This is a genomic window from Pantoea sp. SGAir0215 (assembly GCF_043543215.1).
In genome coordinates, this window is record NZ_CP028031.1 from 3,252,606 (window position 1) to 3,279,181 (window position 26,576).

General features: G+C 57.3%; 26 protein-coding genes. 3 read left to right on the plus strand and 23 right to left on the minus strand.

What is annotated here, in order from left to right; all coding sequences use genetic code 11:
- Positions 1 to 214: 214 nt before the first annotated feature.
- The gene (locus C1N64_RS15225) at positions 215 to 1,669 is read left to right on the plus strand and encodes an AMP nucleosidase (protein WP_394514922.1); all 1,455 of its coding nucleotides are present in this window, start codon (positions 215 to 217) and stop codon (positions 1,667 to 1,669) included.
- A gap of 77 nt (positions 1,670 to 1,746) precedes the next feature.
- Here C1N64_RS15225 and C1N64_RS15230 read toward each other — a convergent pair whose 3' ends face one another.
- A complete protein-coding gene (locus C1N64_RS15230; protein WP_394514923.1) occupies positions 1,747 to 2,391 on the minus strand; it encodes a hypothetical protein in 645 nt (214 codons plus the stop codon).
- Between the two features lie 396 nt (positions 2,392 to 2,787).
- Complete coding sequence (locus tag C1N64_RS15235; protein WP_205955453.1) at positions 2,788 to 4,086, minus strand: NCS2 family permease; 1,299 nt, start codon at positions 4,084 to 4,086, stop codon at positions 2,788 to 2,790.
- 437 nt (positions 4,087 to 4,523) lie between these two features.
- Between C1N64_RS15235 and C1N64_RS15240 the strand changes: the two genes are divergently transcribed.
- The gene (locus C1N64_RS15240; protein ID WP_033739476.1) at positions 4,524 to 5,267 is read left to right on the plus strand and encodes a response regulator; all 744 of its coding nucleotides are present in this window, start codon (positions 4,524 to 4,526) and stop codon (positions 5,265 to 5,267) included.
- On the opposite strand, the gene C1N64_RS15245 is transcribed toward C1N64_RS15240, so the two are convergent.
- From C1N64_RS15245 to C1N64_RS15270, 6 genes are all read right to left on the minus strand, one after another.
- Positions 5,204 to 6,256, minus strand: a complete 1,053-nt coding sequence (locus C1N64_RS15245) for a carbohydrate kinase family protein (protein WP_054633549.1) — start codon at positions 6,254 to 6,256, stop codon at positions 5,204 to 5,206. The two genes, C1N64_RS15240 and C1N64_RS15245, sit on opposite strands and share 64 nt — an antisense overlap.
- The gene (locus C1N64_RS15250; RefSeq protein WP_054633548.1) at positions 6,257 to 7,117 is read right to left on the minus strand and encodes a ketose 1,6-bisphosphate aldolase; all 861 of its coding nucleotides are present in this window, start codon (positions 7,115 to 7,117) and stop codon (positions 6,257 to 6,259) included.
- On the minus strand, positions 7,117 to 7,809 hold the full coding sequence (locus C1N64_RS15255; protein WP_054633547.1) for a D-lyxose/D-mannose isomerase: 693 nt from the start codon (positions 7,807 to 7,809) through the stop codon (positions 7,117 to 7,119). Before C1N64_RS15255 ends, C1N64_RS15250 begins: the two co-directional genes overlap by 1 nt.
- Before the next feature lie 47 nt (positions 7,810 to 7,856).
- Entirely contained in the window at positions 7,857 to 8,795 is a 939-nt protein-coding gene (locus C1N64_RS15260) for an ABC transporter substrate-binding protein (protein ID WP_054633546.1), read from the minus strand.
- 71 nt (positions 8,796 to 8,866) lie between these two features.
- Positions 8,867 to 9,847 (minus strand): ABC transporter permease subunit, encoded by a 981-nt coding sequence (locus C1N64_RS15265; RefSeq protein ID WP_394514924.1) that lies wholly within the window; start codon positions 9,845 to 9,847, stop codon positions 8,867 to 8,869.
- Positions 9,848 to 9,857: 10 nt separating this feature from the next.
- The gene (locus C1N64_RS15270; RefSeq protein WP_394514925.1) at positions 9,858 to 11,372 is read right to left on the minus strand and encodes a sugar ABC transporter ATP-binding protein; all 1,515 of its coding nucleotides are present in this window, start codon (positions 11,370 to 11,372) and stop codon (positions 9,858 to 9,860) included.
- 146 nt (positions 11,373 to 11,518) lie between these two features.
- On the opposite strand from C1N64_RS15270, the gene C1N64_RS15275 reads away from it, so the two are divergent.
- The gene (locus C1N64_RS15275) at positions 11,519 to 14,119 is read left to right on the plus strand and encodes an ATP-binding protein (protein ID WP_394515510.1); all 2,601 of its coding nucleotides are present in this window, start codon (positions 11,519 to 11,521) and stop codon (positions 14,117 to 14,119) included.
- Here the strand turns inward: C1N64_RS15275 and phnE (C1N64_RS15280) are convergent.
- From phnE (C1N64_RS15280) to C1N64_RS15350, 15 genes are all read right to left on the minus strand, one after another.
- Positions 14,073 to 14,957: a phosphonate ABC transporter, permease protein PhnE gene (gene phnE, locus C1N64_RS15280; protein WP_033739486.1), complete on the minus strand. Its 885-nt coding sequence runs from the start codon at positions 14,955 to 14,957 to the stop codon at positions 14,073 to 14,075. The genes C1N64_RS15275 and phnE (C1N64_RS15280) overlap by 47 nt on opposite strands.
- Before the next feature lie 2 nt (positions 14,958 to 14,959).
- The gene (gene phnE, locus C1N64_RS15285; RefSeq protein ID WP_263758990.1) at positions 14,960 to 15,814 is read right to left on the minus strand and encodes a phosphonate ABC transporter, permease protein PhnE; all 855 of its coding nucleotides are present in this window, start codon (positions 15,812 to 15,814) and stop codon (positions 14,960 to 14,962) included.
- Positions 15,815 to 15,933: 119 nt separating this feature from the next.
- Positions 15,934 to 16,863, minus strand: coding sequence for a phosphonate ABC transporter substrate-binding protein (phnD, locus tag C1N64_RS15290; RefSeq protein ID WP_006119630.1), 930 nt, complete (start codon positions 16,861 to 16,863; stop codon positions 15,934 to 15,936).
- 25 nt (positions 16,864 to 16,888) lie between these two features.
- Positions 16,889 to 17,719, minus strand: coding sequence for a phosphonate ABC transporter ATP-binding protein (gene phnC / locus C1N64_RS15295; protein WP_006119631.1), 831 nt, complete (start codon positions 17,717 to 17,719; stop codon positions 16,889 to 16,891).
- Positions 17,720 to 17,919: 200 nt separating this feature from the next.
- Positions 17,920 to 18,690 (minus strand): phosphonate metabolism protein PhnP, encoded by a 771-nt coding sequence (phnP, locus tag C1N64_RS15300; RefSeq protein WP_039338203.1) that lies wholly within the window; start codon positions 18,688 to 18,690, stop codon positions 17,920 to 17,922.
- Entirely contained in the window at positions 18,687 to 19,223 is a 537-nt protein-coding gene (gene phnN / locus C1N64_RS15305) for a ribose 1,5-bisphosphokinase (RefSeq protein WP_006119633.1), read from the minus strand. Before phnN ends, phnP begins: the two co-directional genes overlap by 4 nt.
- On the minus strand, positions 19,223 to 20,359 hold the full coding sequence (gene phnM, locus C1N64_RS15310) for an alpha-D-ribose 1-methylphosphonate 5-triphosphate diphosphatase (protein ID WP_394514926.1): 1,137 nt from the start codon (positions 20,357 to 20,359) through the stop codon (positions 19,223 to 19,225). The genes phnN and phnM overlap by 1 nt, the downstream gene beginning before the upstream one ends.
- Positions 20,356 to 21,075 carry a phosphonate C-P lyase system protein PhnL gene (phnL, locus tag C1N64_RS15315; protein ID WP_033739491.1) on the minus strand — a complete coding sequence of 240 codons (720 nt, stop codon included), beginning with the start codon at positions 21,073 to 21,075 and terminating at the stop codon, positions 20,356 to 20,358. Before phnL ends, phnM begins: the two co-directional genes overlap by 4 nt.
- Positions 21,075 to 21,836: a phosphonate C-P lyase system protein PhnK gene (gene phnK, locus C1N64_RS15320; RefSeq protein WP_394514927.1), complete on the minus strand. Its 762-nt coding sequence runs from the start codon at positions 21,834 to 21,836 to the stop codon at positions 21,075 to 21,077. Before phnK ends, phnL begins: the two co-directional genes overlap by 1 nt.
- On the minus strand, positions 21,826 to 22,674 hold the full coding sequence (locus tag C1N64_RS15325; protein ID WP_006119637.1) for an alpha-D-ribose 1-methylphosphonate 5-phosphate C-P-lyase PhnJ: 849 nt from the start codon (positions 22,672 to 22,674) through the stop codon (positions 21,826 to 21,828). Before C1N64_RS15325 ends, phnK begins: the two co-directional genes overlap by 11 nt.
- Entirely contained in the window at positions 22,667 to 23,743 is a 1,077-nt protein-coding gene (locus tag C1N64_RS15330; protein WP_394514928.1) for a carbon-phosphorus lyase complex subunit PhnI, read from the minus strand. Before C1N64_RS15330 ends, C1N64_RS15325 begins: the two co-directional genes overlap by 8 nt.
- Complete coding sequence (phnH, locus tag C1N64_RS15335) at positions 23,734 to 24,318, minus strand: phosphonate C-P lyase system protein PhnH (RefSeq protein ID WP_033739495.1); 585 nt, start codon at positions 24,316 to 24,318, stop codon at positions 23,734 to 23,736. Before phnH ends, C1N64_RS15330 begins: the two co-directional genes overlap by 10 nt.
- Entirely contained in the window at positions 24,315 to 24,764 is a 450-nt protein-coding gene (gene phnG, locus C1N64_RS15340) for a phosphonate C-P lyase system protein PhnG (protein ID WP_006119640.1), read from the minus strand. Before phnG ends, phnH begins: the two co-directional genes overlap by 4 nt.
- On the minus strand, positions 24,761 to 25,477 hold the full coding sequence (phnF, locus tag C1N64_RS15345; protein WP_394514929.1) for a phosphonate metabolism transcriptional regulator PhnF: 717 nt from the start codon (positions 25,475 to 25,477) through the stop codon (positions 24,761 to 24,763). Before phnF ends, phnG begins: the two co-directional genes overlap by 4 nt.
- 215 nt (positions 25,478 to 25,692) lie before the next feature.
- Positions 25,693 to 26,535, minus strand: coding sequence for an oxidoreductase (locus C1N64_RS15350; protein WP_394514930.1), 843 nt, complete (start codon positions 26,533 to 26,535; stop codon positions 25,693 to 25,695).
- Positions 26,536 to 26,576: the final 41 nt, after the last annotated feature.

Consider the following 26,576-nt stretch of genomic DNA (forward strand, 5'->3'; position numbering starts at 1 on the left):
GGTCCACCCTCTTGCCTTAGCGAAAGCCATTGCTGCCCTGCACATCCTGATGCTGTCGGGTTAATCCGTTTTTTACTCAGTGCAACATGATGCCCACTAGCCTCGCCCATAACAGGCAGCCGCAAAATGCGCGTGATCATAGATTCTTCACCCAATCCGTTGTTAAAACCGCTAAGCTGAGGAGCATTGTGGTAAGAACCTGAAAGGAGAAGTTATGCCAGCCCAACGGAAAAAGCTGACACGCGAACAGGCACTCGATGCGCTTGAGCAACTTTACAATGACGCCGTCGATGCGCTTCGTGCGTCCATCAAGGCCTACACGGAAGAAGGCGTGCTGCCGGACCCCGCCGCGCGTGAGCAAGGCCTGTTTGTTTATCCTGAATTACGCATTACCTGGCAGGGAGACGGACCGCAACAGAATCGCACGCGTGCATGGGGCCGTTTTACACATACAGGCAGTTACAGCACCACCGTCACCCGCCCCGCTTTGCTTCGTCATTACATTTCAGAACAGCTGGCGATGCTGGAAAAAGAGTACGACGTGGACATCGAAGTCGGCCCGTCACGGCAGGAGATTCCCTACCCGTATGTAATAGACGGCTCTGACCTGTCGCTGGACCGGACCATGAGCGCCGGCATAGCCCGTCATTTTCCCACGACTGAACTCTCGCAGATTGGGGATGAAACGGCAGATGGCTTGTTTCATGCTGACGCCACCTTTCCCCTTTCCCACTTTGATGCGCTGCGCACCGACTTTTCGCTGGCACGCCTGCGCCACTATACCGGCACGGCTGTGGAGTATTTTCAGCCGTTCGTGTTGTTTACCAACTACACGCGTTATGTGGATGAATTCGTCCGCTGGGCCATCGAACAGGTACGCGATCCGTCAACCCCGTTTGACAGCCTGGTGTGCGCCGGAGATGTCATCCTGACGGCTGACACGGAAAACAATGACGCGATGCTGTCCGATCTGGCCTGGAAAAAACATCAGATGCCTGCCTGGCATCTGACGTCACCGCATCGTCGCGGCATCACGCTGATCAATATCGGTGTGGGTCCTTCTAATGCCAAAACCATCTGCGATCACCTTGCCGTCATTCGCCCTCATGCCTGGCTGATGATAGGTCACTGCGGCGGTCTGCGCGAAAGTCAGCGTATTGGGGATTACGTGCTGGCCCATGCGTATTTGCGTGACGATCATGTACTGGACAGCGTGCTGCCACCGGATATCCCGATTCCCAGCATCGCCGAAGTTCAGCGTGCCCTCTACGATGCCACCAAATCGGTCAGCGGTATGCCCGGCGAAGAAGTCAAAGAGCGCCTGCGCACCGGTACTGTTGTCACCACCGATGACCGTAACTGGGAGCTACGTTACTCGGCTTCGGCCCTGCGCTTTAATCTCAGCCGCGCCGTGGCGGTGGATATGGAAAGTGCCACCATTGCCGCCCAGGGTTACCGCTTCCGGGTGCCTTATGGCACGTTACTCTGTGTTTCCGATAAACCGTTACACGGCGAAATTAAGCTGCCCGGTCAGGCGAATCGCTTTTACGACGGCGCCATCTCTGAACACCTGCAGATTGGGATTCAGGCGGTAGAGCTGTTACGGGCTGAGGGTGACAAGTTACATTCGCGTAAACTGCGAACGTTTAACGAACCCCCGTTCCGTTAAAGAGTAAAATCAAAGACGGTATTAAGGGTGAGTCTCTTTCACATTAATGCCGTCATCCCTTCTCCGTTTCTGCTGAATCAGGCTGCGTTCAGTACGGCAGTATTTATAAACCAGGCAAACACAGCCAGAATAGCCGGGACCATAAATGTCCAGATAAGGCGATTATTCAGGCTTTCAAATCGCGCATCCAGCTTATCGAATTGCTCATCCACCTTGTCGAATCGCTGATCCACCTTGTCGAAGCGACGATCCATTCCGTCGAGTCGTTTATCAATGCCATCAAGGCGATAGTCGATTCCGTCTAGCCGCTTGTCCACACCCTCGAACCGACAGCCAAGTCCGTCCAGCCGCTTATCTGTCCCATCAAATCGGCTGTCAGTATCATCAAATTTCGCTATGACAACCGAGAAGGTGGCGTCAATGCTGTTAAACCGGTTAGTAACGTCGACTAATACCTTATTGATTTCAAAAATTTTGCTGTCAATACGATCCTGCCTGTTCTCAATACCGGCAAACTGACTCGCGACGTGTCCTACATTTTCTTCCAGGCCAGTGAATCGCTGAAGCATTTCAACGTGAAACAGCGTTTGCTCTGAGCGCAGTATTTCAAGATCAGTTTTTGTCGCAAATGCCGTCGCGCGCCCACTGAACAGCGCCAGATCAATTTTCATCTGATGGCTGTCTTGCTCCAGTCGCTCAAAGCGCTTTTCAAAATTTTCCATTGTTTTGCCTCCCGTCCCGCAATGACGGTCGATTACGTTTGGCTTTCGGCGATCCCGTTTTATACAAAGGTTGCCCATTATCGGTCCCTGACAGGCGGATTACATGCATCCGTTAACGTTATTCACGACCTGCTTCGACGTTATTGAAGCAAAGTCCCGCACAATAAACATTACCTGATTGAATAAGAACGCAAAATAAAACCAGCGTGCCGCCTTATTCAGAAGGTGTTGTCGGAGAGTAAGAGGTGAAAGGCGTGAAGAAAAGGCAGTTCATATTCATTTTGGAAGAGAATGCACAACGATTGAAAAAGCTGAGGCAGCCTGGTGATGCATCGACGCGAAATATAACGCTAAAATCGTTACAGCATATTAAATATGCTGTAACGGTGAAGTTAATTATGCACTCAACCAGCCGAGCTTAATGACAAACAGCAGGGAAAGAATAATCAGCGCCGCATTAATTTCTTTCGTCCGTCCACTCAGCAGTTTCACCACGGTCCAGGTGATAAAGCCGAAAGCGATACCGTTTGCAATGGAATACGTTAATGGCATGGTCAGGGCCGTCACCGTAACAGGAGCCGCAGTAGTAATGTCTTTCCAGTCGATCTCGGCCAGGCCTGAGGTCATCAGCACAGCTACAAAGAGCAGTGCGGGTGCCGTGGCGTAAACCGGCACGCTGGAAGCCAGGGGTGAAAAGAACAGCGCCAGTAAAAACAGCACCGCCACCACCACAGCCGTTAATCCGGTACGGCCACCGGCGCTGACGCCTGCAGCCGATTCGACATAGCTGGTGGTCGTGGACGTTCCCAGCAGAGAACCAAACAGCGCCGCCGCACTGTCCGCCACAAGCGCGCGCCCCATTTTAGGCACGTTGCCCTCTTCGTCAGCCAGCCCGGCACGTTTGGTCACGCCCAGCAGCGTTCCCGTGTTATCAAACACGTCGACGAACAGGAACGCAAAAATCACGCTAATCAAACCCACGTTAAACGCACCCGCGATATCCAGATGCATAAACGTCGGGGCGATGGACGGCGGGGCAGAAAATACGCCGCCAAACGGCGTCAGGCCAATTCCCATGGAGATAAAGGTAATGATCAGAATGCCAATCAAAACCGCGCCCGTCACACGGCGCGCCTCCAGCACGACGATGATGATAAAACCTAACATCGCCATCAGTGGTCCAGGCTTGGTCAAATCACCAATTCCTACCAGCGTGGCCGGATTGTCGACGACGATTCCCGCCCCTTCCAGCGCGATAATCGCCAGGAACAGACCAATACCGGCGGCAATCCCCGCACGCAACGGCAACGGAATGCTTTTGATAATCCATTCGCGAATTTTAAAGATTGATAACGCAAAGAAGATAACCGCAGACAGGAATACCGCGCCCAGCGCAATCTGCCAGGTGTAGCCCATGTGCAGCACAACGGTATACGTGAAGAAGGCATTCAGGCCCATTCCCGGTGCCAGGGCGATAGGATAGTTGGCAATCAGTCCCATCAACACAGAACCAATTGCTGCCGCCAGACAGGTCGCGACGAAGACCGCACCTTTGTCCATGCCGGTCGCCCCTAAAATACTGGGGTTAACGAACAGGATATAAGCCATTGCCAGAAAGGTCGTGATCCCGGCGATGATTTCGGTGCGAACCGTTGTGTTGTGCGCTTTTAATTTAAATAGTTTTTCTAACATCATTATCTCTCGATGATAGAGACGTCACTCAGGTACGTGCTCTCTTGCCAAAGTTATTATCATGCTGTTTGTGGTAATGCCGACGGCTGGCCCGCGCCGTTGCAGGCCTGCTAAAAACCGGGGTTGCTTTCCTTTGTCATGTGAGCAATTGCTAAGGCTTAAGCAATTGCTGTGCCAGTCCGACACGCAATCGATTACCTGAATAAGCGCAAACGAGCCTTAAGAGAATTCTGAACCGAATCAGGGCGCGATTATGGTGCATTGCCCCCTAAATGCGCAAACGTTTTCCTTTCAATGCCGAAAAGGCGGAAAAAGGGTGCTGACGCACGCTTCAACACTTTGTGAGGCGACGCTGGTCACGTTTCAGCCGCATTAACCTGCAGGCAAAAGGGGAATGTGTAAACTCGAAATTAACTCTTTAGTAACATTGAGGTCACACAATGAAGCCAGCAGTTCTGGTGGTGGATGATGATCCTGCGGTCTGCGATCTGTTGCAGGACGCGCTCAGTGAACATGCTTTACGGGTTTATCGTTGTCATCAGGGTAAAGAGGCGCTGGCGATGGTCAGTGCTCACCCGGACATCGCGCTGGTAATGTTGGATATGATGTTGCCTGATACCAATGGATTGCTGGTGCTCCAGCAGTTGCAGCGTCAACGGCCTGATATCCTCGTAATCATGCTGACCGGCATGGGTTCGGAATCGGAGATGGTCGTGGGTCTGGAGATGGGCGCGGACGACTATATTGCTAAACCGTTCAATCCCCGCGTGGTCGTGGCCCGCGCACGCGCCGCCCTCAGACGTAGCGGACGTGCCGCAACCAGTGATGACGCGCAGTCAGGCTGGCGCTTCAATGGCTGGGTGCTTGATGAAGCACGCTGCCAGTTACTCAATCCTCAACGCGAAACGGTTCCTCTGACGCAGGGGGAATATACTTTGTTACGCGCCATGGTACGGCATGCACGCAAGGTCCTGACGCGCGATCAGTTATTAGAACTGACCCACAGCGAGACGATGGATGTCTTTGACCGCACGATCGATGTGCTGATCATGCGGTTACGCCGTAAAATTGAAGCCAATCCGCATCAGCCCGGCCTGATCCGCACTATCCGCGGGCTGGGCTATGTTTTTTCTGCCGATGTGGTCAAACCTGAAGGGCTGGGACTTTCCACACAAACCGCCTGAGCCATCCATTCACGCATGTCGCGCAAGGGGCGAATGCCGTCTGTCGCATTGGCGGCACGCAGATTAAAACAGGCGCAGGTATGGGCCAGTTTCAGCGTCGAGACCATATCCTCGCCTTCATGGCTGGCAAACAGCACGCCCGCACAAAACGCATCACCCGCTCCGACGCTGCCCACAATGGCGTCGGGTGCCAGCTGCCAGGCGGGCTGCCAGACACCTTCGCCGTCCGCTTCACGTCCCCATGCGCCCTCGGGCGCATGAATGACAACACGCTGACGCACGCCCTGCTCCGCCAGCCACTGCGCGGCACGGGCAAAAGCGGCGGGCGGCTGAATGCCGCGGCCATCACGTAACAGCACGCCTGATAACGCCTGCGCTTCCAGTTCATTAATCACCAGATAATCCAGCCAGCGTAAGGCGGGCAGCACCTGAGGGCGGTAATCGCCCGCGCGGGAAGCCAGATCCAGGGACGTGAAATAGCCCCGCTGCTGCATGTGTGCCAGCAACCGGGCGCTGCGGGTACCAAATTCGCTGTCCACGCCGTCCAGCGTTTCCAGTAGCAGCAAATACCCCAGATGAAAGATGCGCTGTGCGTCATCGACGGCGGCGAAGTGCGGTCTGTCCAGTAAGCTGTTGGCGCCGGGTGAAAAGAAAAAAGTCCGTTGTCCGTCCGGGGTCGTCATCACCTGGGTCATCGCTGTAGGCTTGTCGTCGGTGCGCTGCACTAACCGGTAGTCAATCTGCGCCGCTTTCATCATAGCCAGCAGAAAATCGCCATCGGCGTCATTGCCGAGCAGGCCAATCGCCGCCAGCGGCAGTGCGCACTGCATGCGTGACAGCGTGAGCAGGACATTGAGCGGCGCGCCACCTGCGGCCTTTTCGCTGTGCTGTATTTCGGTCAGCCAGCCCTGTTCCGGCCAGTGGCTGATGCGATGCACATAATCCACCAGCATGACACCTGCGGCCAGAATGCCGCTTCGCGTTGCCATTTACGCCTGGCCTGTGCTGCCGAAAATGTTCATCTGCTGCATAACGGTTTCACAAATCGCCTTTTCCACCGCCATTAGTAACTCTGCGAACTCATCATAACGGGTATTGCGCGAGGCCAGGCTGCGTTCCACCGCGTCAAGGGCCGCCTGAGACATGCCGGTATAAAAGTTAATTTTGTGAATACCGAGTGAGATTGCCCGACGGAAATCCGCGTCGCTGATGCCCGACCCGCCGTGCAGCACCAGCGGTACACCGGTTTGCTGACGAATCGCCGCCAGCCGGTCAAAATCCAGTTTGGGTTCCCCTTTGTATTTGCCGTGCGCATTACCAATGGCGACCGCCAGCGTATCAATGCCGGTTTCGCGCACAAATTCAGCGGCCAGTCGCGGATCGGTAAATTTCTCGCTGTCCGCTTCCCCAAACAGTGCGCCGCCTTCATCACCCCCGACTGCGCCCAGCTCTGCCTCAACGGAAACGCCGACGGCATGTGCGGCGCGAACCACTTCCCGCGTCTGGCGAATGTTCTCTTCATAGCTCAGGGTCGAACCATCAAACATCACCGAGGTGAACCCGAGACGAATCGCCTGCATCACCGCCTCAAAGTGCAAGCCATGATCCAGGTTCAGCACCACCGGAACAGTATGCTTCGCGGCTTCAAAACGGATCGCCTCAGCGATCTGATCGAGCGTGACGTACTTAAAATGCACTTCGGCAATGTTGATAATAAACGGCGAGCGCTGTCGCTCTGCCGCATCAAACAGCGCACGCAGGAAATGGCTGTCCAGGACATTAAACGCGCCCAGCGCATAACCCTGTTGCTGGGCATGCGCCAGCCCCTGTGCCAGAGAAATCAAAGCCATCATTCACTCCTCAAGGTGAGCCAGCGGGAATAGTCGTTACAAAGCAGCCTCTGGGGTTCCTCATCCTCGTCAAGGTCGTTGAAACGCGCCAGCGGCGTCAGGAAGACGTTGTCGTTGTCATCATCGTTGGGCATGGAGACTTCCCCCACCAGCACGTCACCAAAGCCGTTTTCGCCCCAGAAGCTGTGCCAGACGCCCGCGACGAGCGTGACACTTTCACCAGGGGAAAGCCTGATCTGCGAACCCGCCGCATGGGTTTGCCGGATGCCGTCCAGGGAAACCGTCACCGGCGTGGCGGCTTTGTCATGGCCTTCACGGTTATACAGCTCGACAATCAGGTTGCCGCCGCCGCGATTAATAATGTCTTCCATCTTGCGCGGATGGTAATGCATCGGCGTTACCTGCCCTTCACGCACGTGCATCACTTTTTCTGCATAAGGTTTGTGCCAGGGCGTTCCGTGCGGCGAGCCGTTGCGGAGTGTGAATAACGTCAGGCCGGTTTGCAGAAAATCGTCGCCACCAAAACTGGTCAGATCCCAGCCCAGGCGTAAGGCAACGATTTCAGTGATGTCCTCCTGTTGCTGACGCCACTGCCGGAGACCGTAATCGGCCCAGGACGGCAGTGGGACGTCCTGACGGGTGAAAAAGTCTCGCGTATATTGCAAATGTCTGTTCACGTCGGCGCGTTTCATCTTCCGCTCTCCCGTTAAGGCGGCACCCTGCGATGCCGCCTGCTGGTTTATTTCACGGTCCAGCCTTTGTAGCTGCCGACATTATTACGGTCGATCAGCTTCACCGGGATCAGCACGGGTTTATCCGGTGCGGGTTTTCCCTGCAGGATGTCGTAACCGATTTCGACGGCTTTCGCGGCCATCACCTGAGGATCCTGAGCGGGCGTGGCGGCAAAGAGCGAGTTCTTACGCTTCAGCGCTTCTTCGCCGTCCGGTGAGCCGTCCACTCCGACAATGAAGAACTCGTTACGCTGTGCCTGTTTCGCCGCTAAATCCGCGCCAATTGCGGTTGGATCGTTAATCGCGAACACGGCATCGATTTTCGGGTTGGCCGACAGCAGGCCGGTCATCACTTCCAGGCCGCCTTCACGGCTGCCTTTGGCGTTCTGATTAGAAGAAAGCAGTTTGATGTCAGGATGGCGTTTCAGCGCCGTCATACAGCCTTCCACGCGGTTTTGCACCGCCGAGACCGGCGGCCCGTTGATAATGACGACGTTGCCTTTGTCTTTCAGACGGTCAGCGATATATTTACAGGCCATTTCACCGGCCTGAGTGTTATCCGAGGTGATCGTCGCGTTGGCACCGTCGGCGGCGACGTCGACAGCCACCACCACAATACCGGCATCCCGTGCGCGTTTCACTGCGGGCGCGATCCCTTTTGAGTCCGCGGCATTCAGGATAATCATGTCGACTTTAGCGGCGATGAAGTTATCTATCTGCCCTACCTGCTGTCCGAGATCGTAGCCACTCGACACCAGCGTCACCTTGACGTTATCGCCAGCCAGCTGGCGCGCCTTCATCTCTGCGCCCTTGGTGATTTGCACGAAGAACGGGTTAGCCAGATCGCCCACCGTCACGCCAATCGATTTCAGTTCTTTTGCCTGAGCCATACCGGCGCTGAGCAGCGTTGCCGCCAGCAACCCGGTTACAATCGGATTAAAACGCATAGATCTTCTCCTGCTGTTATTTATCGGCCAACTGCTGAATGGCGCGTTGTGTACTCTCTGCATAGGGGACATCAGCCCACATGATGACGCGTGCGATATTTGTCGATCAGCACGGCGATGATGATCACGGCACCTTTAATCACCAGCTGCCAGAAATAAGAAACGCCCATCAATGTCATGCCGTTGTTCAGCGTGGCAATAATCAGTGCGCCAATCAGCGTGCCGGTAATGGTGCCGATTCCCCCCACAAAACTGGTGCCACCCAGAATGACCGCCGCAATGGCATCCAGCTCGTAACCCATGCCCAGATTGCCGTTGGCGCTGTAGAGACGTGAAGCGCTCATCAGTCCGCCCAGGCCGGACAGTAAGCCGCTCATCCCGTAAACGAACAGCAGTACCAGCCCGACTTTGATCCCGGTCAGACGGGCTGCCTGGATATTGCCGCCTACGGCGTAGATGTGAACGCCCAGCGTGGTGCGGCGCAGGATGAACCAGCTAAGCGCAATCACCGCGAACGCAATAACAATCAGCCACGGTACCGGCCCCAGATAGCCATTGCCTATCCACTCGAAATTGATATCGGCGTTGATGACCGTGGTGCCGTTCGCCAGCAGATAGGCGGCTCCGCGCAGTGCGGTATAGGTGCCCAGCGTCACGATAAACGGCGGAAGCCCGGCCCAGGCCACCAGAATGCCGTTAAACAGGCCCATCGCCAGCCCGGCTCCCAGCGCCATCGGAATCGTGAGCGAGGCCAGCATCGGATCCAGCGAAGTGAGCAACGCCACCACCGCCGTCGTGCCCAGCATTGAGCCGACAGATAAATCGATACCGCCGGTAAGAATGACAAACGTCATGCCTGCGGCCAGTACAATGTTGATGGACGCCTGGCGCGTAATATTCAGTAAATTGGCTTCGGTAAAGAAATTGGGTGTGACAACGCCGAAGACCGCCACGATTAAAATCAAAATGGGTAAAATGCCGACGGTCTGCATGATGTCGCCCATCAGGGCTCGTCTGACCGTGGGTGGATGAATCCGTGCCGTTTGTGTCATGGTTTTATCCTCATACTTCAAGCGGTGATGCGCTATACGCACCGGTTGCCAGCGTCATGATGTTTTCCTGACCGATCTCGTTACCTGCCAGTTCCCCTGCGATAGTGCCTTCATGCATCACATAAACCCGGTCACTCATGCCGACCACTTCCGGTAATTCACTGGAGATCATCAGAATGGCCACGCCCTGCCGCGCCATATCCTGCATCATGCGGTAAATCTCGCTTTTGGCCCCGACGTCCACGCCGCGCGTCGGCTCATCCAGGATGAGAATGCGCGGACCAATGGCAATCCAGCGGGAAATCAGCAGCTTCTGTTGGTTGCCACCGGACAGGCCTCCTGCCCGCACCAGCGCGTGGGGAACCCGGATATTGAGCGCGGCAATCGCCTCGCTGGCGATCTTTCTGGCTTGACGGCGGTTCAGCATGCCGTACTGCGCATCCCGTTCCAGCGTGGCCATCACGATGTTTTCCTGTGCAGCCATTTCGAGGAATAATCCCTGCTCTTTGCGGTTCTCGGTCAGAAAGCCAATGCCGTGCGCAATCGCTTCTCTTGGGGAGTGAATCTCTACCTTCTGGCCGTCCACCCAGATTTCACCCTGCTGAAGCCGGTGCACGCCAAAAATCAGCTGGGCCAGTTCGCTGCGTCCCGCACCAACCAGGCCGGCCATGCCGACAATTTCGCCTGCCCGTACGTTAAGGCTACAGGGCTGTACCTTGCCGCCATCGGACAGATTGTGCAGAGCCAGACGCACCTCGCCGCGAGGAATGGTGCGGTCTTTATTGAACAGATCGCTGAGTGGGCGTCCCACCATCATGCGCACCAGCTCGCTGGCGTTAAGGTTGTCGCGCGTCAGACTGCCGACGTACTGCCCGTCGCGCAGTACGCTGACGCGATCCGACAGCTCATACACTTCCGCCATGCGATGACTGATGTAGATAATCGCCATTCCCTGGCTGCGCAGCCGTTTGATCAGGGCAAAGAGTTGTTCAGTTTCGCGGCTGGATAAGGCGGCGGTGGGCTCATCCATCACCAGAATACGGCTGTTGCGATGCAGGGCGCGCGCAATCTCCACCTGTTGCTGCTCGGCAATGCTCAGCCTGCTGACTTTGTCCGTTGCGCTGAACTGCGCGCCTAAGTGGTTAATAACCTGCTGCGCTTCACGGGCCATCTGGTGACGCCTGACCATGCCAGCACGGGTGATTTCGCTTCCCAGAAAGATGTTTTCTGCCACGGTGAGATTCGGAGCAAGGTTGATTTCCTGATAGATCAGCGTAATCCCGGCCGCTAATGCCGCTTTCGGTCCTTTAAGCGGATACGGCTCACCGTTGATCAACACCTCGCCGCTGGTGGCCGTATAGGCCCCCGCCAGAATCTTCATCAGGGTGCTTTTGCCCGCGCCATTTTCCCCCATCAGCGCATGCACCTCGCCAGGATAAACGGTCAGGTCAACGCCTTTCAGTGCGTAGAAGTGGCCAAAACGCCGGGTGATCTGACGCATTTCAAGTATCGGCTTAGCTGTCATCGCCCCGCTCCTGCTGATTATGGATAGCCGCGAGTTAAGCAGGAGAAGATAAATGGATAATGTCAGCGGCCATTCATATTTGTCATATTCCGCTTCGCACTCACTTTTATACTCGCCCTATCGTCGCATGGCCGGAGAGCGTATTGATGCAACGCAGTTTGCCGTGGCAGGTCGGGGCGCGCGGTCGCCTGTTGCTGTCGCATTTATTAGTTGTGTGCGTCACCCTGATGGTGAGCGTGGTGGCCATTACCAGCTTTCGCCATGCCGGAAGCCTTCAGGAACAGGCTCAGGCTCAGACGCTGGCCGATATGAACGGCAGCCTGGCGCTGGCGCGCAATACCGCGAATGTCGCCATCACCGCCGTGCGGTTATCTCAGGTCGTGGGCGCGCTGGAATATCAGAGCGAATCGCGACGACTGCAGCAGAATCAGCAGGCCCTGCAACATTCACTCGCCCTGCTGGCCAGTACGCCGCTGGCTGCACGCGAGCCTGAACGCGTGGCCCGACTGCGTGCACGCAGTCTGATGCTTGAGCAGTCTGTGAGTCTGTTGCTGCGTAAAGGCCATGAACGTCATTTGCAGCGCAATCTTGTGCTCAGCGGGTTATGGCAGTCACAGCTGCTGCTGGAACGCATTAATGACCTGGCACACCGCAACGGAACCGGCGCACCCGATTTCGCCTTGCGCCAGCAGACCGGCAGGCTACTGGATATTGCGATTCGTACGCCCTCCTCGACCGCGGTCATCGATCAGTTGCAGCAGGTGATGACGCAATGGCGCAACGTGGCCGCATCGGGGGCGTTGGGTGACAACGTGCAGCAGTTACTGGAAACCCAACGCAGCCTGATCCCGTTGGCGGCAGCGCTGGAACAGAGCGATCTGTCCATCGCCTATGCCACCTACCGTATCAAGGCGCTCGTAGCCGCGCTGAATGATGACATTACCGCGTACGTTCAGCAGGTAGCCCGGCAAAGTGACCAGCGTAACATTGCCACTCACCGACAACGGGATTCGGTCAGTGGCTTTATCCTGCTTTCTGCCCTGTTGGCACTCGCCATCACCGTCTATACCGGGTACTACATCTATCGCAACCTTGGGTCCAGCCTGACCGCCATTGCCGCCGCAATGACCCGGCTGGCCCAGGGGGAACACAATGTCAGCGTGCCGGGCCTTCAGCGACGGGATGAACTGGGCGAGCTGGCGCGCGCCTTCAACGTGTTTGCCCGTAATACCGCCTCGCTGGCCCATACGTCGCGTCTGCTAAAAGAGAAAAGTACCCAACTTGAATCCACCTTTCTGGCAATGCGTGATGGCTTTGCCCTGTTTGATAACAGCGGCGAATTGGTGGTGTGGAACGATCAGTATCCGCAGCTTCTGGGCATCGCACCGCGGGATTTGCAGCGGGGACTGCACTACAAGCATCTGCTGGCGCAGCTTGATATACACCTGCACGATCTGGCGGAACCACAGGAAGTCAGGCTGGCCGATGGCCGCACCGTAGAACTGCGCTTCAGCCCGGTCCCCCGGCGCGGTAGCGTGAATACGGTGCTGGAACGCACCTCACGGAAGGTGCTGGAAGAAGCGCTGGTACACAGTCAGAAAATGAAAGCGGTAGGTCAGCTGACCGGCGGCATCGCGCATGATTTCAACAATCTGCTGGCCGTCATTATCGGCAGCCTGGCGTTAACCGAGGGGCAACTGCCGCCCGGCCCTCTTGCGAGCCGGATAGAACGCGCCCGCCAGGCGGCGGATCGGGCAGCCCTGCTGACCCAGCGACTGCTGGCCTTTTCGCGTAAGCAAACCCTGAATCCGCATGCGGTGTCAGTCGTGTCGTTAGTGGAAAACCTGCAGGGGCTGCTGCAACATTCGCTGTTGCCCGGTCAACACCTGATTATTGATGCCCAACGGCCCGGCTGGCCTGCCTGGATTGATGCCAGTCAGTTAGAGAATGCGGTCATGAATCTGGTGGTGAATGCCAGAGATGCGATGGCCGGACAAAGCGGCGAAATCCGTCTGCGTATCTGGAACCAGCGCCGCACTGAGCGCGGTGAAAAGCGAGACCGGGTCACCATTGAGGTCATCGATCACGGTTGCGGCATGTCAGAAGAGGTGCGTGCGCAGGTGTTTGAACCCTTCTTTACCACCAAAACAACCGGTACCGGTAGCGGCCTGGGCCTGTCGATGGTCTACGGTTTTGTTCGTCAGTCGGGCGGACAGGTAGAGCTGGAAACCGCGCCGGGCCAGGGCACCACCGTACGGCTGTTGCTGCCCCGCGCGCCCGATGTCCCGGCGGTCCGATTCGTCGCCTCGCACCCGGCGCAGCCGGATGCCGCGCAGGACCGGTTAGTTCTGGTGCTGGATGATGAACCGGCTGTGCGGCAAACCCTGTGTGAACATCTGCACCAACTGGGTTACCTGACGCTGGAGTGTGACACGGGCGAAGCGGCGCTGGCGCTGCTGCACCAGACGCCGGATATCGATTTGCTGATCAGCGATTTGATGCTGCCGGATGAGATTAGCGGTGCGGAGGTGATTCGTCAGGCACAGCAAAAGTGGCCGCAGTTGGCTACATTGCTCATCAGCGGCCAGGATCTGCGTCACCAGCCCGTCACGTTGCCGTTGTGTGAACGACTGGCGAAACCCTGGCAGGCAGCGCAGCTGGTGCAGGCGCTTCAGCGCGCCTGGCAGCGCAGCGCACGGCTTAATCGTGCCCGCCAGGCTGCCACAACGGCACCGGCTTCCCGATGATATAGCGTTTACGCAGACGGCTGGAGATGGCATCCATCACCATGACCACGACAACCAGGATAATCGTCAGGAACATCACCACATCCCAGTTCCACAGGCGCATGTTCTCTGCGTACACCAGGCCGACACCGCCCGCGCCGACAAAGCCAAGCACCGCCGCTGAGCGGGTATTGGACTCGATCTGATACAGGCTCAGTGCCAGAAACTGTGGGAAAGACTGGGTGAAAATACCAAACCGGTGCTTCTGCAGACTGTTTGCGCCCAGCGCGCCCAGGCCGCGACTGGGTGAACGCTCAACCGCTTCGTGGCCTTCGGAATAGAGCTTACCTAACAGACCAATGTCCTGCAGGATAATCGCCAGCACCCCGGCCAGCGGCCCCATGCCGACCGCGCGAACAAAAATCAGGCCCCAGATCGCCATATCAATGCCGCGCAGCATATCGAACAGGCGACGCACAACAAACGCAATGGGACGGGCAACCTTATCATGCATCACATTACGCGCCGCCAGAAACGAGAGCGGCAGCGCCAGCAGCGTGGCGGTCAGCGTGCCGGCAAACACAATCGCCAGCGTAATGCCGACCTGAGAGAAATAGTAGCCAAACGGCCAGTTCACGAAGTCCTGCCAGACAAACATGCGCAGAAAATAGCGGCCCAGTTGCTGGCATCCTGTGAGCAGGCGGTTCCATTCGATGCCAAACACCATAAAGAAAAAGACATAATAGAGCACCAGCGCCAGGGCCAGCATGGCAAGGCGACGCAGATAGCGGTTTTGTGCAGCAAACAGCGCGGGATGCTGCTGCTTCATCGCGCTGATATCGGGCGCAAGCGTAACCATGGTTATTCCTCCACAACGCGACGGCGCAGGCGGCCAGAAACGGTGTCCAGTAGCGAGACCACAATCAAAATCAGTAGCAGCGTCATGCTGACCTGATCAAAGCGATCCAGTTTAATATTGGTCATTAACTCCTGACCAATGCCGCCCGCCCCCACCAGCCCCAGGATGGTCGACGAACGGAAATTAACTTCCAGGCGCATAAAGCTGTATGACAGAAAAACCGGCTTCACCTGCGGCCAGAAGGCATAGCGCATCCGTTGCAGTTTGCTGGCACCGCAGGCCGCCAGCCCGCGCACCGGTTTATCCGAGGCGGACTCGATGGCTTCATAAAACAGTTTGGTCAGGCTGCCAATGGTGTGCAGCGCCAGCGCCAGAAAGCCGGGAATCGCTCCGATGCCAAATGCCATCACAAACATTACCGCCCAGGCCAGTTCCGGCATGGTGCGTAGAAAGGCGACAAAAGCGCGAATCGCCATGCGCAGACTGGCTGGCGTTTGTGTGTTATCGGCCGCAAAGAAGGCCAGCACGCCCGCTATCACCACCGCAATCAGCGTGGAGGCCAGCGCCAGCTGCAATGTTTCCCATATCAACGGCAGCTGGATATTCAGACGATAGCCCCAGTAAGCCAGCGATCCTTCTGTCTTGCCATCCGCAAATAACACCGGCAGATGCAATACGGGCATGATCTCGTGCAGGTAATCAAAAAAGTGCGGTAAGGATTGCCAGATGGTCACGAGATTGAACTCGGCCATATTCGCCGCCGCCAGGTAAAGCCCCCCCAGCACCAGTGACCAGACGAGCGAGTCACGCTTCTGTTGGCGGCGGATGCGTTGATAATAGCGTTCGAAGTCGGTCACGGCGGTGTTCTCAGATTGATGTGTGGCAAAGTCAGCAGAGAAAGGGAAATCTGTCTGTGATAACGGGCCGCCCGCACCCCGGCGGGCGGCTCGCTGGCTCAACGCCAACGGCTTTACCGTTAGCCGCGTGCGCCTTTCATCAGCTCGCGCTTCATGTCGATGATGTTCTGGAAGTCAGCCACAGAGGTTTTGCCAATGTGCTGCTGGCCGCCTACGGCTTTGGTGAAACAGGCGTGGTCGTCTTTATCCAGTTTTTTGATGGCAGCAATCACTTTCGCTTTGAAATCGGCGGGCAGTTTATTGCTCACGAGAATAGGCCCGTTAGGAATTAACGGTGACTGCCAGATGATGCGGATCTGTTTCATCAGGTCAGGATGATCCATACGGATCAGGCGGCCAAACGCACCGGAGGTGTAGCCCTTATTGTAATCCCCCACCATGGAGGTCCAGGTGACGGCGCCGTCGAACTGATTATTCAGTACGCCCAGGATGTCCTGCTCATGACCACCGGAGAAGGTTACGCTGGAAAAGAAATTGTTGTATTTGTTGTCGATGTTGCCGCCAAACAGCTTTTTAAAGGCCTGATTGGGTACCAGGAAGCCTGACGTGGAATCCGGATCGGCCATCCCAAACGATTTGCCTTTCAGATCTTCCAGCTTTTTGTAAGGACTGTCAGCTTTCACAATCACGACAGAGTGATAACCGCGAGACTGATCTTTGTCATCCACGACAATGCCGACTAAATCGACGGCTTTCGGGTCCTGAATATACACCGAGGCGTAAGACGACGGCGACATGCTCAGCACCAGATCCACTTTGCCACCCAGCAGGCCCTGAATTACGCCGGAATAGTCGGACGAGTTGCGGATTTTGGTATCCACGTGCAGTTCTTTATCAAAGAAGGATTTCACACACTGGTTATCACCAATCTGCTGGGTGGCGTTCTGACCGCCCAAAATGCCCAGATTCAGTTCTTTAGGTGCATCCGCTGCATTAACGCCAAAGGTAAGCAGTGCCGTAGTCAATAACGCGAAAGCTTTGATTTTCATTAGCCTTGTTCTCTTGCTGTGATAGTTAGTGGATCTGGTTGAATTCATCGCCGTACAGCTGATGCAGCAGGCCATCGGTCAGGTCAGAAGGATGGCCGTCAAAGAGCACCACACCGCGTTGAATCCCGATGACGCGGGTGCAGTAACTTTTCACCAGCTCGATCGAGTGCAGGTTAACCATCACGCTGATGCCCTGTTCACTCACCTGGCGCAGAACGTCCATAATGCGGGTGGTATTTTTGGGATCGAGAGAGGCAACCGGTTCGTCGGCCAGCAGAATTTTGGGGTTTTGCATCAGCGCCCGACAGATCGCCACGCGCTGCATTTGTCCACCTGAAAGGTTTTCGGCACGCTGTAACGCCTGCGGTAGCATGTTCATCCACTCCAGCAGTTGAATCGCGCGGGCGCGGTCGGCGTCAGAGAAGACTTTGAAAAACGATTTCAGCGTCGACGTCTGGCTGAGACGACCCAGCAGCACGTTGGTCAGCACGTCAAGACGCGGCACCAGGCAGAAATCCTGAAAAATCATGCCGCACTGCGCACGCCATTCGCGCATCTGGCGGCTACTGAGGTTGACCACATTGCGATCGGCTTCGCCGTGATGCAGGCTGATGATTGCGCCCTGCGAGGCCGAAATGGTGCCGTTCAGCATATGCAGCAATGTCGATTTGCCTGCGCCAGAGCGACCAATCACCGCCACTAATTCACCCGCATGCAAATCGAAACTGACATTATCGAGGACCTTGTTGCTACCGTAGGCTTTGCTCAATCCCTGAACAGATAACACTTTTTGCCCGCCGGAGTGGGTCAACGACGTGACGTTATCGACCACCGTTTTCAGCAGTGCCTGTGCCATGATGTTCTCCGTTGTTCCAGTTAACGTTCTGTGCACCCGACGCTGAATCCGGGGCTTCATTACCCTGTCTGGCCCGTACCTGTTGGCTCAGTGCCTTTGCTGGCAGCAGGGACAGCAGGCCCTGCTCACGCAGCAGGAACCTGACGAGAGACCGCTATATTAAGAACACCGGGGATGAAAGCTGTATTACGGTTATGTGATTAAACGATGACAGGCAAAACGGCGTCCAGAGACAGCGACAGGCCGTCATGCGCCGCCTGCACCGAGGCCGGTAGCGGGTGCTCGGCCAGCCAGTTGTCCATATCGTGACTCAGATGAATCAGCCAGGCCTGGTGGGGTTTCAGTGCCTCGATGATGGTCAGGGCCGCGGTCACATCGTTATGGTTACGCCCGCCCTGACCGGGGGGATCGTTGCAGTCCACCACCAGGTGGTCCAGCGTTTGTCCACGAAGGAAATCCGCGGTATCCGGCGGCAGACCGCAGGTATCACACAGCCAGGCCAGCCGGGCACCGTGCCAGTCAAACAGATAGCCATGCGTAAGCCGTGAATGCTGGAGTGGTAAGGGCGTCACCCGCAGGTCGCCAAATGACTGGGCCACGAAGGGGGTTAACGCGGGCCGGAAATCCAGTAAGCCGGGATGTTTAAACAAGTCGTCACAGCCCTTTTCATCCGGCGGCCCCCAGACGGGAATCGGTTTCCCTTTGCCCCAGCGCAGGGTAAATAAGCCCTGCACATGATCCATATGATAGTGCGTCAGCAGAATCCGGTTGATATCCTCAGGCTGAAACCGTTCTGCCAGCAAGGGTAAGCCCGCATCCAGTAAAATACGTTCACGTCCGGCTTCGATTAACGCGCTTGTAGGCGCGCGGCGATAACGGGCAGACTGACGGGCGCGCAAACAGGCGCCACAGTCACAACCGAACACGGGTGCCCCGGTTACGCCGCCCGTACCGAGCAGGGTCAGTTTCATGAGGCGCCCTCCAGCAGCTGACGTAACTGTTGTACGGTCTCTTCGAGTGCGCCATCATTATTCAGCCGCAGGCAGCCTTCTGGCTGATGCCGGTCAGCCCGTGCCAGCCGTTGGGCGATCGCCGCTTCGCTCTCACGGCCACGCTGGCGTAACCGTGCGGCCAGTACCGCAGACGACACCTCAAGGCATAGCGGTAACAGTCGCGTGCCGTAACGTGCCCGGACGTGTTCCAGATGCTGGCGCGATCCGTTGACCAGCACGTTTTGCCCGCACGCCAGCCAGTGGTCGATTTCACTGCCCACGCCATAATAAAAACCGTGCGCCTGCCAGCTGACGGCAAATAACCCCAGCGCATCGCGCCGGATAAATTCCGCTTCCGTCAGGGCGATATGGTTTTCGCCCCCTACATCATGGGGGCGCGTAATATAGCGATGAGCAATCAGCAAGCCCTCAGGCGGTGCCTCGCGCAGCCGGTCCAGCAGGCTGTCTTTGCCTGAACCGGACGGGCCGATAAGCCAGATGAGCCGGGCCATCAGTACACCTGCCGACCTTTACACCAGACATGGCGAATATGGGGATGGCCATGTTGAGTATGCGCCAGGACCAGGTCGGCGCGGCAGCCTTCGCTGATCACGCCACGATCTTCCAGCCCCAGCGCACGTGCCGGATTGCACGTCACCAGCGCAATGGCCTGAGGCAAAGAGAGCGTATTGCGCTCATCGGCGGCCAGACGGAACGCCGCATCCAGCAGGCTGGCGGGATAGTAGTCCGACGACAGGATATCCAGCATGCCGTGAGCGGCCAGCTCCCAGGCGGCCACGTTGCCGGAATGCGAACCGCCGCGAACAATGTTGGGCGCGCCCATTAACACCTGCATGTTGCGGTAGCGTGAAGCTTTTGCCGCCTCCAGCGTGGTGGGAAACTCGGCAATCGCACTGCCCACGGCGTGCGACTCTTCGACATGGTCAACAGTCGCATCGTCATGACTGGCGATCGCGATGCCGTGATCGCGGCACAGCGCGGCAATCGCCAGACGATTAGGCTGTGACCAGGCCTCGGCCAGTTCCAGTTGCTCGCGCTCAAACGCATCCATCTGCTCGTCATTCAGCTGGTATTTTCCCTGGTAGTATTCCCGGTACTTTTCCAGCGACGCATACTGACGCTGGCCGGGTGAGTGATCCATCAGCGACACCAGCGACAACTCGGATGAGGACAGCAAGGCTTCAAACAGCGGCAGCGTTGCATGATGCGGCAGCTCACAGCGCAGATGCAGTAAATGCTCTGCGCGATTAAGCCCCTTTTGGTTGCTGTCACGAATCGCGCCAATCATTTTACTGAGATTTTCCAGTCGGTGGCCGCCATCACGCACATCCCCCACGCCGATAGCATCCAGCACGGTGGTGATGCCGCTGGCCACCATCAGCGCATCGTGGCTGCTCATCGCCGAGTGCGCCGGCCAGTCGACTTTAGGCCGTGGGGTGAAAAATTTGTCCAGGTTATCGGTATGCAACTCCACCAGGCCCGGCAGCAGATATGCGCCTTCGCCATCCAGCGCACTGGCCAGCTGGCTGTTCGTTTCGCTAAAGTTGGTAATACGGTCTTCGCGAAACTCCAGCGAACCGGCAACAACCTCATTTTCCAGCACCAGCTTTACGTTATTAATGATCATGCTTCTGCCCCTGTTTTGAAGGGCTGCATGACGTGCAGGCGATCGGCCACACGTTCCCGCACCGCTTCATCATGAAAGATCCCCACGATTGCCGCGCCGCGTTCACGCGCCTGCTCAATCAGGCCCACGACCGCGGCACTGTTGACACTGTCGAGTGACGCTGTGGGTTCGTCCAGTAACAACACCGGATAGTCCGCGATAAAGCCGCGGGCGATATTGACGCGCTGCTGCTCGCCTCCCGAAAAGGTTGAGGGGGCCAGAGACCAGAGGCGCTGCGGGACGTTAAGTCGCGTCAGCAGCTCTTTCGCGCGGGCTTCACAGAAGCCGCGTTCCACGCCGCGCTCCAGCAACGGCTGCATCACGATCTCCAGCGTCGGCACGCGCGGGATGACGCGCAGAAACTGACTGACCCAGCCGATAGTATCGCGACGAATGGCAATAATCTGACGGGCCGGTGCCTGCGCCATATCCACCCACTCACCCTGATGCTGTACCCAGATGTGGCCGCTGTTGGCCTGATAGTTACCGTACAGGGCACGCAGCAGGGTGGATTTCCCGCTGCCGGAATGCCCGTGCAGTACCACGCATTCGCCCTGACTGACGTCCAGGCAGGCATCCTGTAATACCGGCAGCGCCGCCCCGTTTTGATTGTGCAACACAAAGGTTTTGCACAAATTTTCTACGCGCAGTTGCGTTTTCATAGTCGCCGTCGCCATTAGTTGAGCACCGATGAAACCAGCAGTTGCGTGTAAGGATGATGCGGGTCATCCAGCACGCGGTCAGTTAAGCCACTTTCCACCACCCGGCCCTGCTTCATCACCAGCAGGCGATGCGCCAGCAGGCGCGCCACGCCCAGATCGTGCGTCACAATTACTACCGCCAGATTGAGTTCTCGCACCAGCGTACGCAGCAGATCCAGTAACCGTGCCTGCACCGAGACGTCCAGGCCGCCGGTCGGTTCATCCATAAACACCAGCTTCGGCTGGGTGACCAGATTGCGGGCGATCTGCAGACGCTGCTGCATGCCGCCGGAAAAGGTTGTCGGCAGATCATCGATGCGGTTAGCTGCGATTTCCACCGCCTGCAGCCAGTGGCTGGCTTGCGCGCGGATCTCGCCGTGATGGCGGTGACCGACGGCCATCAGGCGCTCGCCGATATTGCCGCCCGCCGTGACCTGAGGGCGCAAACCTTCCAGCGGGTGCTGGTGGACCACGCCCCACGCCGTACGCAGTAAGCGGCGGCGGTCGCTTTCGCTCATTTGATACAGATCGCGTTGCAGATAGTGAATCGCGCCTGCCTGCGGTGCCAGCCGCGCTGACAGGCTACGCAACAGGGTGGTTTTGCCCGATCCGGATTCCCCGACGATACCCAGAACCTCGCCCGGATAGAGATCAAAACTGACGTCTTCAAAGCCTTTTCCTGGCGCATACAGATGAGTAAGGTTGTTCACCGCGAGCAGCGGTTGTTCACTGTGCATGGTGTTGTTCCTGCTGCTGGTGGCAAAAATCGGTATCGGAGCACACAAACATGCGCGTGCCCTGGTCGTCCATTACCACCTCATCCAGATAGCTGTGGCGCGAACCACAGAGCGCACAGGGTTCGTCCCACTGCTGCACGGTGAAGGGATGATCGTCGAAATCGAGGCTTTCAACTTTGGTATAGGGCGGCAAGGCATAGATGCGTTTTTCACGACCGGCACCAAACAGCTGGAGCGCGGGCATCATGTGCATCTTGGGGTTATCGAATTTGGGGATCGGCGACGGATCCATCACATAGCGATCGTTGACCTTTACCGGATAGGCATAGGTGGTGGCGATGTGACCAAAACGGGCGATGTCTTCGTACAGTTTGACCTGCATGATGCCGTACTCTTCCAGCGCATGCATAGTGCGGGTTTCCGTTTCGCGAGGCTCAATAAAGCGCAGCGGCTCGGGAATCGGCACCTGGAAAATCAGGATCTGATCTTCTTGCAGCGGCGTTTCCGGAATACGGTGGCGCGTCTGGATCAGCGTGGCGTCCACTGTGCGCTCGGTCGTCGCCGCACCGCTGACGCGCTGAAAGAAACGGCGGATCGAAACCGCATTGGTGGTATCGTCCGCGCCCTGGTCGATAACTTTCAGAACGTCTTTGTCGCCAATCACGCTGGCGGTAATTTGAATGCCGCCGGTGCCCCAGCCGTAAGGCATCGGCATTTCACGTCCGGCAAACGGCACCTGATAGCCGGGAATCGCCACGGCTTTCAGGATAGCGCGTCGGATCGTACGTTTGGTTTGTTCGTCAAGATAGCCGTTGTTATAGCCGCTGAGTTCAGCCATTTTGCTGCTCCTGATAGTCCTGGCGCAGACGTTTCAGCAGTTCCAGTTCCGCCTGGAAATCGACGTAGTGCGGCAGTTTTAAGTGGGACACAAAACCTGCGGCTTCGACGTTATCCGCATGGGACAGCACAAACTCCTCGTCCTGCGCCGGGCTGGTAATGCGTTCATGGTGTTCACGCGTCTGTAGCGCCCGATCCACCAGCGCCATGGACATGGCTTTACGCTCAGCCCGGCCAAAGACCAGGCCATAACCCCGTGTAAAGTGCGGGGCGCTTTCGCCGTCGTGCGTAAAACCGTTGACCATTTCGCATTCGGTCAGCAGCATTTCCCCGATCTCCAGTTCAAAACCCAGCTCTTCGGGGCAAATGCTGACGCTGACGTATCCGGTACGAATTTCACCGGCAAAGGGGTGCGTGCGGCCATAGCCACGCTGAGTGGAATAGCCCAGCGACAGCAGAAACCCTTCGTCGCCGCGCACCAGTTGCTGAAGACGTGCCGCGCGCGAGGCGGGAAAGCCCATCGGCTCACGGGTGATATCCGTGGGTTCGCTGCCATCGTCGTGTTCTGCCTCCGCGAAGCCTTCCTCGCTCATCATGCTGAACATATGCGGACAGTGTTCCGGTAGCGCCCGCTCACTGCGCGGCGGCGGCGGTGTTTCGCCATTTGCCATCAACGTAAAGTCCAGCAGACGGTGGCTATAGTCGTAGGTCGGCCCGAGTACCTGACCGCCGGGTAAATCCTTATACACCGCCGAGATGCGTCGCTCGATTCGCATGCTACCGGTAGCTAACGGCGTGCTTTGCGCCAGCCGCGGCAGGGTTGTGCGATAGGCACGCAGCAGGAAAATGGCCTCCACCAGATCGCCGCTGGCCTGCTTAATCGCCAGCGCCGCCAGCGCGGGATCGTAAATGCCACCTTCCGTCATCACCCGATCTACCGCCAGACCGAGCTGCTGCGCGACCTGGTCGCAGGATAATTCAGGCACCGCGCGATCGCCGCGCCGCACATCCGCCTGCAGGTGATGGGCGTTAGCAATGGCTTTTTCGCCCCCTTTCACGGCTACGTACATGAGCACACCTCAACGTGGGTTGTCCGTGGCACCGCCATCATCGCTTCGCCACAGGTAAAGATGAGATCCACACCCTGAGGAAACGGATGCGGGCGGGCACGCAGGTAGTCGATCACGCTTTCCGGCAGTTGTGGCGCAATGGCGCGTGCTTCGCGCAGCCCCGGCCCTGTCAACCGTAATGCCAGGCCACCGTTCAGCGCAGGTACCTCAATAATCAGCGTGGTGCTTTTCTCAGGTGCCAGGTTATCACCCGCGGAAAAGTCGGCCGGATTAGGCTGAGCGGTCGCGTGACTTAACGCAAATGCCGCATCACTGCTGTCGGTAATCGGTGCGCCGGTATGAAAACGCAGGTTATCGCGTAGCGTCTGATTATCGACCTGTGGGTCCAGCCATAAGGGGCTTTCCTGATCGACCAGGGTCAGCAGCACGGCAGTAGCGGCGGGAGAAAGTGCGCCCCAGCCCTGTTGCAGCGGCAGCGATACCATAACGCCAGGTTCGCTCATGGCTTTCAGAATGCGGCGAAAAGCATGCTGCGCATCCGCAACCGGGTGATGAAAACTTGCCAGTAAAGTCATTCATTGTCTCCGCGTACCAGCGTAAAGAAGTCCACTTTGCTACTGGCGATTTCACGTGCACGCAGCTGACGCTGCTCGTCGCGTAAGGCCGCCAGTGGGGTAATAATCTTTTCCTGTAACAGCTCGGCGGTGCCCGTCTGCTGCAACAGCGCATCCATCAGGGCACAGCGTTCGGCGTGGGCTTTATCCCGGCCCAGCAGGTAGCTGTAGCCCAGGGTGCCATCGTTTAGCCGGACGACCGCGCGCGTGACGGTGGCATCGCCCATCACAAAACGTTTGCCCGTCGCGCCCATGCGGGCCTGCAACCGTGTCAGGCCAATTTCAGCCGGTCGGATCAGCGTAAATGCCGGCGTAAGGTTGAGCGGCTGCCAGAGCGCGTCAAGCTCGGCGGCGCTACTGTGGGCCAACACCGAAAGCCAGTGCTGGCGTGCCGTTTGCTGTTTCATTCGTGCTCCAGAGTGAGTTCAATCATGTCGCCACGCGTCAGGCTGACGGAGTACTCCGCCATCGCACCATCGGTGGTTTTATTCAGGGTGCGCACGCACAACAAGGGGGAATGCAGTGCGATCTCCAGCTGCTTGCACTCTTTGGCCTGAGCCCGACGGGTGCTGATGCGCGTTTGCGTGCGCACCAGCTGCTTGCCGGTGTGCTGCCGCAGGAAGTCGTGGAGCGAGCCGCTGGTAAAGCGTTGTAGCTGCGGCCACCAACTGAGGTCGGGCAGGAAGTGATTAATCAGGCACACCGGCAGGCCATTGACCCGGCGCAGCGTGCGCAGATGAATGACGTTGTCGCCTTCGTTCACGCCTAATGCGGCCGCGACGTCTGTACTGGCAGGACGCAATACGGCCAGCAGGCGCTCACTGGTGGGATCGCTGCCCTGTTCCAGTAAGTTCTGGCTGAAGCGGGCCTGCGTATGGAGCGGATAATCATACGGGCGCATTAACACCAAAATGCCGACGCCGTGGCGACGCTGCAGCAACCCTTTATTCACCAGTTCATCAACCGCCCGACGTAAGGTGTGGCGGTTAACGGCATAGTGATCGGCCAGCTGTTGCTCCGAAGGAAGATAGTCACCACTGCGATAACGCTCCTGAACAGCCTGCTCCAGTTGCGCCGCAACGGCCTGATACACAGTGGTCGGATGTCTGGATAACTCCATCACAAATAAATCCTCACAGCGTAAGGGGGGATTTCGCAGCCGGTGGACTGCGGGATGGCTACAGCGTGACGGGATCAGATGACAGAGAGGTGACGACTTAGTGAAGCGAAGGTGAATTTGTCTGTGAAGCGCAGGACACCGGACAGATCTGAGAGTAAACCGCTCAACGCCATAGGGCATCCATGCCATATGGCGGTCAGGGCTTATCCGGCTGTTTAATCAGGAAAATCGGTTGATAATGACGTCTGTTTCCAGGCTTCTATCTGTGCCAGTCGCGCTTTGAGTTTTTCCGTTACCGCCTCATAACCCCATGCTCCCATCACCACGTGGCGCGGCGGATCAGGGTGTTCAGCAATGGCGATCATCGCGCTCGCCGCACGAACAGGGTCACCTTTCTGCGTGCCGCTGTACGCCGCCGTCGCCTTCATCCTGGCGGCAGCGGTTTCGGCATAATCCGGTAAGGTGCTCGGGGTCTGATGCAGCGAACGTCCTGCCCAGTCGGTACGAAACGGGCCGGGTTCAATACAGGTCACGTGAATCCCTAACGGACCCACTTCCTGGGCGAGCGAATCAGACCAGCCCTCTACGGCGTGCTTACTGGCAGCATAAGAACCTGAGCTGGCAAAGCCGATGAATCCTGCCACAGAGGTGATATTCATAATGTGACCCCGTCGCGCGGTGCGCATAGCCGGCAGTACCGCACGCGTCAGAGCAAACAGACCGAAAACGTTGGCATCAAACTGCGCGCGTATGGCCTTGTCTTCCCCTTCTTCGACGGAACTTTGGTAACCGTAACCCGCATTATTGACCAGTACGTCAAGGGTGCCGAACGTTTCAAGCGCTTTGTTGACCGCCTTATCAATACTGTGTTGTTGCGTCACATCCAGTTCAACCGCAATCGCGTTCGGATGGCCGTCAACCAGATCGGCGATCGCTGATCGATGGCGTGCAGTTACGACCACCCGGAATCCGCGGGCGATGGTCTGCTGCGCCAGTTCACGGCCAAATCCCGTTGAACATCCAGAAATCAGCCACACCGGTTGTGTGTTTGTTCCCATGATCAGGCTCCTGTTATCGGTTTAGCAAAGGGCTGCCGGAC